Origin of the sequence: Brevibacterium pigmentatum, from assembly GCF_011617465.1 — a bacterium.
GTDB classification, from domain to species: domain Bacteria; phylum Actinomycetota; class Actinomycetes; order Actinomycetales; family Brevibacteriaceae; genus Brevibacterium; species Brevibacterium pigmentatum.
This window is the reverse complement of sequence record NZ_CP050153.1, coordinates 3,331,909-3,342,788: the sequence shown is the minus strand read 5'-3', so window position 1 is coordinate 3,342,788 and position 10,880 is coordinate 3,331,909. Positions and strand designations below refer to the sequence as shown.

Below are 10,880 nucleotides of genomic sequence, written 5' to 3'. Positions count from 1 at the left end.
GGGTGCTGCCGGCGAATCCCCGTGCCGTGCGAAGGATGTCACGGTATTCGCAGATCGTCGGGATCGTCTGCGTGATCATCGGCGGATGGGCACTGCTCTGCGGCCTCGGCTTCCTGCTGTTCGGAGGCTTCATCTTCGACGCGATCCCCACGGCTGATTCTGGCAGCAAAGCCATCGCAAGGTGGGGGATCGGCGGCGGAATCACTGTGTGCGGAGTCGTTTTCACGATTGTCGCCGTCGTCATTCTCCGTCGGGTACGATCCCTGCGGAAGGCACCGCAGCAGCCGGTGCTCACCGTCGATGTGCACGGAGTCTCGGTGGTCGGAATGGGCTCGGTGCCCTACGCGGATCTGGTCTCGATCCACGCTCGCATCGGGCCCCGGCCGATCCAATGGTCGACGACCATGGCCAAGACCGCAGGCAATGAGCTGGCGGCCACGCGGGTCGGCAGATCGCGGACCATCCACGAATTCGTCATCCATCGGCGCAGCGGACCGGACATCCGCGGCGACCTTTCGATGCGCACAAGCCCCGCGAGCTTCTCGCAGTTCGTCGATCAGCTGCGGGGGCTCCTCGCACCGTATTCGATCCCCGTCGAACTTCACCGCTGAGTGCGGCGGCACCTCATTCGGCGGTGCTGCGGCGGGCGTCTCCCCAGATGTCGACGCCGGAATCGACGGCGAACTCGTCGATCGCCTTCAGCTCATCGTCACCCAAGGGTGCCGCGTCGAGGGCTGCCACATTGTGTTCGAGCTGTTCGACGCGGCTGGCCCCGATGACCAGCGAGGACACTCGTTCGTCGCGCAGCGCCCAGGCCAGGGCCATCTGTGCCAGGGACTGTCCACGGGCGGCGGCGATGTCGTCCAGAGACTTGATCCGGGAGAGGTTGTCTGTGCTGAGGAACCCGTCCTTGAATGACGGCTTCGCTTTGCCGGCGCGCGAATCGTCAGGAACTCCGCCGAGGTACTTATCCGTGAGGAGGCCTTGGGCGAGCGGGGAGAAGCAGATGACGCCGAGTCCCTCCTCGTCCGTGGTCGCGAGCAGTCCGTCGTCTTCGATCCAGCGGTTGATCATCGAGTACGACGGCTGGTGGATGAGCAGGGGAGTGCCCAGGTCGCGAGCGATCTGCGAAGCCCGGGCAGTATCGGCAGCCGAGTAGGAGGAGATGCCGGCGTAGAGGGCACGACCCGACCGCACTGCGGTATCGAGTGCGCCGATGGTCTCTTCGAGAGGCGTCGATGCATCGGGGCGGTGGGAGTAGAAGATGTCGACATAGTCGAGGCCCAACCGGCGCAGAGATGCATCGAGGCTGGCCAGCAGGTATTTGCGGCTGCCTCCGGGACCTCCATAGGGGCCCGGGTGCATGTTCCAGCCGGCCTTCGTCGAGATGATGAGCTCATCGCGGTAAGGGTGGAGATCCTCGCGCAGCAGTCGGCCGAAGTTCGTCTCCGCCGAACCCGGAGGAGGGCCGTAGTTGTTCGCCAGGTCGAAGTGTGTGATGCCCATGTCGAAGGCACGTCGGACGATGTCGCGTTGGTTCTGGAAGGCGACGTCATCGCCGAAGTTGTGCCACAGTCCCAGCGACAGGGCGGGAAGGACGAGCCCGGACCGGCCGACCGGGCGGAAGGTCATCGAGTCGTAGCGGTTCTCGGCGGCTTGGTACACACGTCCTCCTGGGTTGCCGGAATGTCTGTGCTCTCAGCCTAATATGCGTGGACGCAGCCAGTGAGCCGCCGCGGCGCGATCCGGCAGTGTCCGGATGGCCGCCGGCGGTAGGGTCAGTCCCGTCCCGCCAGCGTGCACACACATGCGCGGTTGCCGTCAGCATCGGCGAGGACGGTGAAAGACGGCGCTTGGGATTCGTCGACGATCGTGCCTCCGGCCTCGACCGCGGCCTTGATCCGAACTGGTGCGACCGCCGCCGGCACGGAGACGTCGACGTGCAGACGCTGGTGCGGAACCTCGTGCTCTTCGCAGTCCTGGAACCACAGCAGCGGCATCTGACCGGCGGGATCGATGACGTCGGGGCCGGAGACGTTGCTCGCGTCCCCGGTCAGGAGCGCCGCCCAGAACGGGGCGATGGCTTCCTGATGTGCGGTGTCGAGGCCGAGCTCGAGCAGCGCAGGGACGCTCGGATCCGCCTTCACTCCCGCCGAGGCGGCCGCCTCGCTGATCTGACCGGCGAGGTTGAGATCGCGTTCGGTCACGGCACCGGTGTCGTGGCTGGTCAGTCTGATATCGACGTGTGGGAACGTCAGGGTCACATCGGGATGGTGGCCAGCCGCCTCGGCGAGGTTGCCGATCTCGGTGACGAGATCGAGCCCGGTCGCGAAATCGCCGGTGAGGAACCGGGCACCGATGCAGTCCGGCAGGCCCTGCCAGTCGCCGAGTCCTTCGGAGTCGAGTGCTGCGAGCAGATTCTGTCCGGTATATGCAGTCATGGCTTCATGCTAGGGACTCACCGGTCCCGCGTGAACCCCCCTGTGCGTCCGCCGCCAAAAGCATCCCTCGGGCTGAACGTGCGTCGATCAAGCGGGGGCGCGTAAATCGCGTCGTCGACGACGACATATCCGCGCCAAGCCTTGAGTGAGCGGATGCCGCGACGCAAAATAGACCACTGGTCTTGATTTAGTGGTGTGTCCTATGCCTCAATAGTGTCGTGACGAAATTCCACGCCATCCGCGACCAGCTCCTCGACCGCCTCGAGGGCATGGCCGCCGGTGAGCAGTTCCCTCCGGAACGACAGCTCGCCGAGACCCTCGGCATCTCGCGGATGACCCTGCGCCGCGCCATCGACGAACTCGTCGCCAAAGGCATGGTGCGCAGGCGTCACGGCACCGGCGTCTTCGCCCTCGGGCCGAAGCTCGATCAGCCGTTGGCCGCGAGTTCCTTCACCGAGGATATGCTCGCCCGCGGAATGCGGCCCGGGTCCCATATCCTCAGCTTCGACACCGCCGAGGCGGGCGCGCACATCGCCCGCCGCCTCCACATCGCCGAAGACGACGAAGTGATCGCGATCCTGCGCCTGCGCCTGGCTGATGACGAACCGATCGCCCTCGAGGAACTCCACGTCCCCTCCGCCCTCGTCCCGGGGCTGAGCGCCGATGACCTCGAGAACCAGTCCTTCTACGAGCTGCTGCGCCGCAACTTCGGCATCAGCCTCAATCACAGCATGCAGACGATCGAACCGACCCTTCTCGACGCTGGCGAAGCCCAGCACCTCGGGGTCGAAGAGCTCTCACCTGCGCTGCTGTTCGAACGCATCTCCCGCGGCGCCGATGACCGGCCCTTCGAATTCGTCCGCTCCGTCTACCGCGGCGACCGGTACAAGGTCCGCACCGAGCTGACCGTCCCCGCCCACACAGGAGGAGAGCAGCCATGATCATCGCCGGACTCATGACCGGAACCTCCGCCGATGGCCTCGACCTCGTCATCGCCGAGTTCATGCCCGACCCCACCGTCGGCTCCGACCTCGTCGGCGCGGATCCCACCACCCTGACCGTGCGGATCCTCGCCGAACGCGAAACCCCGTTCGACGACCAGCTCGCCGCCGACATCCTCCGCCTCCTCGAACCGGCAGACCTTCCGCTGTCCCTGGTCAGCAGCGTCGACGCCCGCCTCGGCCGTTTCTGCGCCGAGGCTCTGTCGGAACTCTGCACCGACCATGACCTCTCACCCGACCTCGTCGTCAGCCACGGACAGACGGTTCGTCACGACATCACCGACGGCCTCGCCACCTCGACCCTCCAGCTCGGGCAGCCGGCCTTCATCGCCGAACGACTCGGAGTCCCTGTGCTCTCCGATGTTCGGTCCCGCGATGTCGCCGCCGGAGGGCAGGGCGCCCCACTCGTCGGCCTGCTCGATTCTCTTCTGCTCTCCGACGTCGAGACTCCGACCGCGGTGCTCAACCTCGGCGGAATCGCGAACATCACCGTCATCGCTCCCGGTGAGGCCCCCATAGCCTTCGACACAGGCCCGGCCAACGCCCTCATCGACATCCTCGCCCGCCGCATCACCGACGGCCGGCAGAGCTATGACCGTGACGGCGCACTCGCCGCGGCAGGCACTGTCGACGAGGACCTGCTCACCGCGCTCCTGACCGAACCCTTCTACGGCCGCCCGGCTCCGAAATCGACGGGCAAGGAACTCTTCCACGCCGCCTACCTCGACTCATTCCTCGAAACCCACCCCCACCTCGGCGAGCATGATCAGATCGCCACGGTCACGGCGCTGACCGCTCGCACCATCGCCGAGGCGGCACGAGACCACGATGTCACCACCGTCATCGCCTCGGGAGGTGGGACGAGGAATCCGGAACTCATGCGCCGCCTCGACGAGGAACTGGGTGAAGGTGTGACCCTCACTAGCACGGATGAGGCCTTCGGCCTGCCCGAAGGCAGCAAGGAAGCGCTGCTCATGGCGCTTCTCGGATGGCTGAGCTGGCACGGACTCGACGGCACCGCGCCGAGCCTGACCGGGGCGACCGGGCCGCGCATCGCGGGCCGGTTCACACCCGGTGACGGGCCGCTGCATCTGTCCGAGCCCCTCCACCGGCGACCCACCCGACTGAGGCTGAGCGACTGACCCGCGGCCGTCACCGGCACCGCCCGTACGGCCCCACTGACAACCCGACCACAACTCCACAACTGACCCCGACACACTCCACACCCCCGACAAGGAGAGACCAATGCAGATCATCGACCTCCTGGTGATCGTCGCCTATCTCGTCGCAACGGCGTGGCTGGGACTGGCGCTGAGCGGAAAGCAGAGCAGCCTCAAGGGCTACTTCCTCGGCGGGCGCGACCTGCCGTGGTGGGCCGTCTGCCTGTCCGTCGTCGCCACCGAGACGAGCGCGCTCACCGTCATCGGCATCCCCGTCATGAGCTACCTCGGCGACCTCAACTACCTGCAGCTGGGACTCGGCTACATCCTCGGCCGCGTCATCGTCGCCTACTTCATGCTGCCGCGCTACTACGACGGCGAGATGATCACCGCCTACGCCTACCTCGGCAAACGCTTTGGCCAGTCGACGCAGACCACGGCCGGCGTGACCTTCCTCTTCACCCGCCTGCTCGCTGACGGCATCCGCGTGCTCGCCGCGGCCATCCCGCTCAAGGTCATCCTCGACGGGCTCGGCATCCACACGAACTACTTTGTCATCATCGTCGTCCTCTCCCTGGTCACGATCGTGTACACGTTCATCGGCGGCATCAAGGCCGTGGTCTGGGTCGATGTGGCGCAGATGATCCTCTACGTCCTCGGCGGGATCCTGGCGATCATCATCATCTCCGCATCGATCGGCGGCGGATGGTTCGCCGAGGCGGTCGAAGCCGGAAAGGCGAACATCTTCGTCTTCGAAGGCAACCCGATCTCCGCAGACACTTCGTTCATTCCATCGGTGCTCGGCGGTGCCGTGTTCGCCATGGCCTCGCACGGCTCCGATCAGCTCATCGTCCAGCGTCTGCTGTCGTGCCGGTCGAAGATCGAGGCGCAGAAGGCCCTCATCACCTCGGGCTTCGTCGTGGTCGTCCAGTTCGCGATCTTCCTCCTCGTCGGCCTGGCACTGTGGGCGTACTACGATCACGCGCTGCCGGCGGACCTCGGTCTGACCCGCGACGACGAGATCTTCCCGCTGTTCATCATCGAAGGCCTGCCCACGGGAATCTCCGGACTGCTGCTGGCCGGCATCCTCGCCGCCGCGATGTCGACGCTGTCCTCGTCGCTGTCGGCCCTGTCGTCGTCGACGGTCAACGACGTGTTCGCGAAGCTCAAGCGCACCCCGATGACCGACGAACAGGGATTCAAGGTCGGCCGCTGGGCGACGATCGGCTGGGGCATCGCGTTCATCCTGCCTGCCACGGTCTTCGAATCCGACTCCGGCAACATCGTCATCGTTGCCCTCGGCATCGCCGGCATCACGTACGGCGGTCTGCTCGGTGCCTTCGTCTTCGGCATCGTCAACAAACGGGCCCGAGCCGTCGATGCGAACATCGCGTTCGCCCTGGCCGTGGCCGTCAACGCGTTCTTCTTCGTCATGGAGAAGTACGTCACCGGTGAGGTGTGGGTCGCGTGGCAGTGGTACCCGCTGCTCGGTGTCATCGTCACCTTCATCGTCGGCGGCCTGCTCGGTCTGCGCCACAAGACCAAGGTCGAAGAACCCACCATCGCCGAGGCGGAAGGAAGCACCCGTCCATGACCTCCTCCCAGCCGGGCTCAGCCCGCCCGTCCCCGCCGTCGGAATCGACGCCGGCGAAGTCGACCGGACGTCCCCTGTCACCGACGGAGCAGCGCAATCCGGCGAGCTCCGGCCTCGACGACCTCGACACCCTCGGGGTGCTGCGAGTCCTCAACGCCGAAGACCACGCGGTCATCGATGCGGTCGCCGCTGCCCTGCCGCAGCTGGCCGAACTCGTCGACATTGCCGCTGACCGCATGCGCCGAGGCGGTCGTGTCCACTACTTCGGCGCGGGCACCTCGGGACGGTTGGGAGTCCTCGACGCGAGCGAACTCCTGCCGACGTTCAACCTCGAGCCGGGCCGGGTCATCGGACACATCGCTGGTGGTCAGGCGGCCCTGGTCAACGCCGTCGAGAACGCCGAGGATTCCGGTGCCGACGGATCCGCGGCCGGTGCGGAGCTCGGGCCAGACGATGTGGCCATCGGCATTGCCGCGAGCGGGTCGACCCCCTACGTCGGCGGGGCGCTCGACGCGGCACGGGCGAACGGTGCCCACACGGTGCTCATCTCGAACAACCCGCACGCCTCCCTGGCCGCGAAAGCCGATGTTCATATCGTGCTCGACACCGGTCCCGAGGTGATCACCGGCTCCACGCGCCTCAAGGCAGGCACCGCGCAGAAGCTCACCCTCAACGGGTTCTCGACCGCGCTCATGGTCGCCCTCGGCCGCACCTGGGACAACCTCATGGTCTCGGTCGTCGCGACGAACGCGAAGCTGCGCGAACGCACCGTGCGCATCCTCCGCGAAGCCGCCGACCTGGGCGATGCCGACGCGCGGACCCTGCTCGAGCGCTGCGACGGCGATCTCAAGACCGCCATCGTCGTCTCCTTCACCGAGGCGGCCCCCTCCCTGGCAGCGTCGACCCTGGAGACCCATGACGGTTCGGTCAGGGCAGCGATCGCCGAACTCGTCGGTGCAGATGCGCCAACCGAGTCGGACAAGGCCTCCGGACCGGACGACACCGGCCCGGGTACCGTGGGCGCATGACCCTCGTTCTCGGCATCGACATCGGCGGCACCGGCAGCCGGGCCGCGCTCGGCGAGGTCGATGACGCGGGGTCCGCCCCACGCATCATCGACCAACTCACCGGCACTCGCATCGAGATCGGATCGAGCGGCAGCACGGTCCTCGACGTTGTCCGGGAACTCGTGAGGTCGGCCGCCGAGACCTGGCCCGACCGTTTCTCAGAGGTCAGCGGCATCGGCATCGGCGCGACCGGCATCGCATCGCTCGCCGAAGATCCTTCCGCCGTCCTGGCGGAGATCTCTGCCGAGCATGGAGTGCCGGCGGTCGCCGCCATCGATGCTGTGACCGCCCACCTCGGCGCACTCGGCGGGACCGGTGGGGCGATCACAGTGCTCGGAACCGGGGCCATTGCCATCGCTCATCCGGGGCCGGACGAATCAGGCACCTGGTCATCAGCTTGGTCACGCGCCGACGGCTGGGGGCACCTCTTCGGCGATCGCGGGGGCGGAGCCTGGCTCGGCCGACAGGGACTCGAACTCGCTCTGCGCACGCACGACGGAATCGACGAACGAGGGCGTGCGTTGCTTGAAGCCGCCTCCCGACGGTTCGGACCACCTGCCTCGTGGCCGGGGCAGTTCTATACCCGCAACAACCGTGCAGGACTGCTTGCCGAATTCGCAGTCGACATCGCCGAGACGGCTCGAGTCGGCGATACAGCATCGGCCGAACTGCTCCGTGAGGCGGGACAGGAAGCGGCTCGCAGCGCCATCGCCGCCGCGCGCACGGCCCACCGGATCAACGCTCTGTCGACATCGGCCCCTGCCGGCGGCACCCCGCTCTCTGCCGCCGCGTCCGCAGATAACCGAAGTACAGAAGAACCCGTGCGCATCGCGCTCACCGGGGGAGTCGCCGCCGCAGGGAGCCACCTCGTCGAGGGATTCCGCACCGAAACCGGTCGTCTGGACCGGAACGTCACCATCGTGGAACCCGCCGGCGGACCGCTCGTTGGGGCACTCACGCTGGGCCACCTCGGTGCCGGTGGGAAGCTGAGCGCGCAGGACAGGGTCATCTGGACCTGACAAGGCGTCAGCCAACGCGAAAGTCGAATAAGTCGTCTCCAGCGACGACTATTTCGCACTTCGCGTTGACTGAGGCGAATTCACGCCTGTGCTTGCCGCACCATGCGCAATTCGCGCATTCCGTCGTAGTCGTCGGTCTTGATGGTGCCGTCGGCGATGAAGCCGTTCTTCGAGTAGAACGCCTGAGCACGCGGATTCGGATCGGCCACCCACAGCGCAGTCGTCACGGACGGATCGATGACGGCGTCGAGGAGGTCCTGGCCGACGCCCGTCCCGTGCATGGATCGATAGGCGTAGAGAACGTAGAGGTGTCGACTCTCGGGACGCGATGTTCGGCCCTGCGAGTGCTCGGGGCCGGCACCGTCATTCGAGTCTCCGTCGCTTTCCAAAGGACCCGAGTCGCTTTCCGGGGGGCCCGACATCGCAATGCCGACCAACCGTCCATCGGATTCGGCGACGGCGCAGGTGAATTTCGTCGGGGCCGCCTCGGCGAGGATCTGCGTCCACATCCGCTGCCGGCGATCGAGGAGGTCGGGAGCATCGAGGAGATCGTCGGGCATGATCCCGCGGTACGTCTCACTCCAGGTGTCGACGTGGACACGCGCCATGGCCGCGGCATCGGCTGGCTCAGGCGGGCGGACTGTGTGGGCCATGACTGGATGCTACCGGCCGGGGCAGGCGGGACGAACGGTGTCCGGCACGAAAAATTCACCTGACCTGCATCTTCCGACAAACAGCTGTCCAGCCGGGGCACCCAGGATCAAGAGAGTGAGAGCGAACCGCGAACCAGTCACCGCCGTCGAAACACACTCTGCACGTCCACGGATCTCTGCGCGTCTCAAGGCCAGCTCCGATCCAGGACTTCCACCCACCGACCTCGAGCTTCCGACCGGGCAGCGGACTCCCGCCTACCGGTTCTTCGAAGCTCTGCCGGCGGCGATCAGCTTCACAGCGGTGGGCCTCGTGTTCATCCTCCCGTTCGTCGATGCGATGCTCGGAGCCGTCTATGTGCTCTCCATCGTCGGATTGATGTTCGTCCGCGCCATGCTCGGCGCCGTCGACGTCGCCCGCGGATTCCTCCGCTACCGGCGCAGTGCCCGCGTCGACTGGGCGGCCCGACTCACAGATCTCGAACGAGCCATGGACGGACGATCCTCCTTGGCACACCCGCGCGGCGGATTCCGGGCCGCCGATCACGCAGCCATGGTCGCGAAAGTCGGCGCCGATCCGCACTCGATCATGCGGCCCTCGACCCTGTTCCACGCGGTCGTCGTGGCCGCGTACAACGAGCCCTACCCGGTCATTGCAGACACCATCCGCACTCTGCTCCACACGTCGACGAAGCCTGAACAGCTCCTCATCTTCTTCGCCCACGAGGAACGCGGAGGTCCGGCGATGGCCGAGACCGCGCGTCGGCTCGAAGCCGAATACGGCCACCGCTTCGGGGCCTTCGTCCTCGTCGAACATCCGGCCGGACTGCCCGATGAGATCGCCGGCAAGGGAGCGAACATCACCTACGCCGGCCACCGCCTGGCCGAATGGGTCCGCGACCAGGCCATCGACCCGCGCGGGGTGATCGTCACGAGCCTCGACTGCGACAACATTCCGCACGAGTCCTACTTCGACTGCGTTGCCTACGAATATGCGGTCGCGCCGGATCGGGAGCGTCTGTCGTTCCAGCCGATCAGCCTCTACATCACGAACATCTGGGACGTGCCGGCGCCGTCGCGAGTGGTCGCCAGCGCGAACTGCTTCTGGAACCTCACGACCACTGTCCGGCGACTGGCTCTGCGCAATTTCGCCTCCCACGCGCAGCCGCTGACCGCGCTGGTCGAGATGGGGTTCTGGTCGAAGCGGACCATCGTCGAGGACGGTCACCAGTACTGGCGCAGCTGGTTCCATTTCGACGGCGACTACCGGGTCGTGCCGATCCACGTCCCGATCTTCCAGGACGCGGTGCAGGCCGGAACATTCAAGTCCACGATGGTCGCCCAGTTCAAACAGCTCAGCCGCTGGTCCTACGGCGCCTCCGACGTGCCCTACGTCGGAGTGCGCGTCTTCGCTCCCGCGGCCCGCGCACCGTTCTGGCCAGGTGTGCTCCGGTTCTTCTCCCTGCTCGAGGGCCACGTCAGCCTCGCCTCGATCTTGATCATCATCGCCATCGGCGGCTGGATCCCCTTCGTCGTGGCTTCGCAGACGGGGCAGGTCACCTCGTTGGTGGAGCGGATGCCGATGACCGTGGGCATCATTCAGCAGATCGGCATGATCGGTCTCATCGTCTCCATCGTCGTGTTCAACGCCCTGCTGCCGCCGCGGCCGATCCATGTTCCGCGCGAACGCCGCCTGACGATGTGGCTGCAGTGGCTGCTCTATCCGCTCACGCTGCTCGTGTTCAATTCGTCGACGGCGCTGTACTCGCAGTGGTGCCTGCTCACCGGCCGCTACCGCGAACGCTTCGACGTCACGGAGAAGATGGCCGGCGGCCGGTCCAGCTGACCGACCGCGCACCCCATTTCCGCCGTCCGTTTCGAGGTCTACGCTGGGACGTGAACGCTGTCCATCGAATCCAACGTGCCGAGAGCCGAAGCGCCGACCAGC

At 66.5% G+C, this 10,880-nt stretch carries 10 protein-coding genes; 7 read left to right on the top strand and 3 right to left on the bottom strand.

Going from position 1 to position 10,880, the window contains the following annotated elements:
• The first annotated feature begins 35 nt into the window (after positions 1–35).
• Entirely contained in the window at positions 36–611 is a 576-nt protein-coding gene (locus GUY30_RS15195; RefSeq protein ID WP_167199359.1) for a hypothetical protein, read from the top strand.
• A 13-nt stretch (positions 612–624) separates the two neighbouring features.
• Here GUY30_RS15195 and mgrA read toward each other — a convergent pair whose 3' ends face one another.
• Both mgrA and GUY30_RS15185 read right to left on the bottom strand, forming a co-directional pair.
• On the bottom strand, positions 625–1,665 hold the full coding sequence (gene mgrA, locus GUY30_RS15190) for an L-glyceraldehyde 3-phosphate reductase (protein ID WP_167199356.1): 1,041 nt from the start codon (positions 1,663–1,665) through the stop codon (positions 625–627).
• Between the two features lie 113 nt (positions 1,666–1,778).
• The gene (locus GUY30_RS15185; protein WP_167199353.1) at positions 1,779–2,441 is read right to left on the bottom strand and encodes a 4a-hydroxytetrahydrobiopterin dehydratase; all 663 of its coding nucleotides are present in this window, start codon (positions 2,439–2,441) and stop codon (positions 1,779–1,781) included.
• 218 nt (positions 2,442–2,659) lie between these two features.
• On the opposite strand from GUY30_RS15185, the gene GUY30_RS15180 reads away from it, so the two are divergent.
• From GUY30_RS15180 to GUY30_RS15160, 5 genes are all read left to right on the top strand, one after another.
• Complete coding sequence (locus GUY30_RS15180) at positions 2,660–3,382, top strand: GntR family transcriptional regulator (protein ID WP_167199350.1); 723 nt, start codon at positions 2,660–2,662, stop codon at positions 3,380–3,382.
• Positions 3,379–4,584: an anhydro-N-acetylmuramic acid kinase gene (locus GUY30_RS15175; protein ID WP_167199347.1), complete on the top strand. Its 1,206-nt coding sequence runs from the start codon at positions 3,379–3,381 to the stop codon at positions 4,582–4,584. The genes GUY30_RS15180 and GUY30_RS15175 overlap by 4 nt, the downstream gene beginning before the upstream one ends.
• 103 nt (positions 4,585–4,687) lie before the next feature.
• Positions 4,688–6,196, top strand: a complete 1,509-nt coding sequence (locus tag GUY30_RS15170; RefSeq protein ID WP_167199344.1) for a sodium:solute symporter — start codon at positions 4,688–4,690, stop codon at positions 6,194–6,196.
• On the top strand, positions 6,193–7,224 hold the full coding sequence (gene murQ, locus GUY30_RS15165) for an N-acetylmuramic acid 6-phosphate etherase (RefSeq protein ID WP_167199341.1): 1,032 nt from the start codon (positions 6,193–6,195) through the stop codon (positions 7,222–7,224). The genes GUY30_RS15170 and murQ overlap by 4 nt, the downstream gene beginning before the upstream one ends.
• A complete protein-coding gene (locus tag GUY30_RS15160; RefSeq protein WP_167199338.1) occupies positions 7,221–8,282 on the top strand; it encodes an N-acetylglucosamine kinase in 1,062 nt (353 codons plus the stop codon). The genes murQ and GUY30_RS15160 overlap by 4 nt, the downstream gene beginning before the upstream one ends.
• A gap of 80 nt (positions 8,283–8,362) precedes the next feature.
• On the opposite strand, the gene GUY30_RS15155 is transcribed toward GUY30_RS15160, so the two are convergent.
• Positions 8,363–8,935, bottom strand: coding sequence for a GNAT family N-acetyltransferase (locus tag GUY30_RS15155; protein WP_208091436.1), 573 nt, complete (start codon positions 8,933–8,935; stop codon positions 8,363–8,365).
• Positions 8,936–9,050: 115 nt separating this feature from the next.
• On the opposite strand from GUY30_RS15155, the gene GUY30_RS15150 reads away from it, so the two are divergent.
• Positions 9,051–10,778 carry a glycosyltransferase family protein gene (locus tag GUY30_RS15150; protein WP_208091435.1) on the top strand — a complete coding sequence of 576 codons (1,728 nt, stop codon included), beginning with the start codon at positions 9,051–9,053 and terminating at the stop codon, positions 10,776–10,778.
• The last annotated feature ends 102 nt before the right edge of the window (positions 10,779–10,880 follow it).

Coding starts and splice junctions, on each gene's coding strand:
- murQ (WP_167199341.1), top strand. CDS start 6,193: ATGACCTCCTCCCAGCCGGGCTCAGCCCGCCCGTCCCCGCCGTCGGAA.
- GUY30_RS15195 (WP_167199359.1), top strand. CDS start 36: ATGTCACGGTATTCGCAGATCGTCGGGATCGTCTGCGTGATCATCGGC.
- GUY30_RS15160 (WP_167199338.1), top strand. CDS start 7,221: ATGACCCTCGTTCTCGGCATCGACATCGGCGGCACCGGCAGCCGGGCC.
- GUY30_RS15185 (WP_167199353.1), bottom strand. CDS start 2,441: ATGACTGCATATACCGGACAGAATCTGCTCGCAGCACTCGACTCCGAA.
- GUY30_RS15170 (WP_167199344.1), top strand. CDS start 4,688: ATGCAGATCATCGACCTCCTGGTGATCGTCGCCTATCTCGTCGCAACG.
- GUY30_RS15175 (WP_167199347.1), top strand. CDS start 3,379: ATGATCATCGCCGGACTCATGACCGGAACCTCCGCCGATGGCCTCGAC.
- GUY30_RS15155 (WP_208091436.1), bottom strand. CDS start 8,935: ATGGCCCACACAGTCCGCCCGCCTGAGCCAGCCGATGCCGCGGCCATG.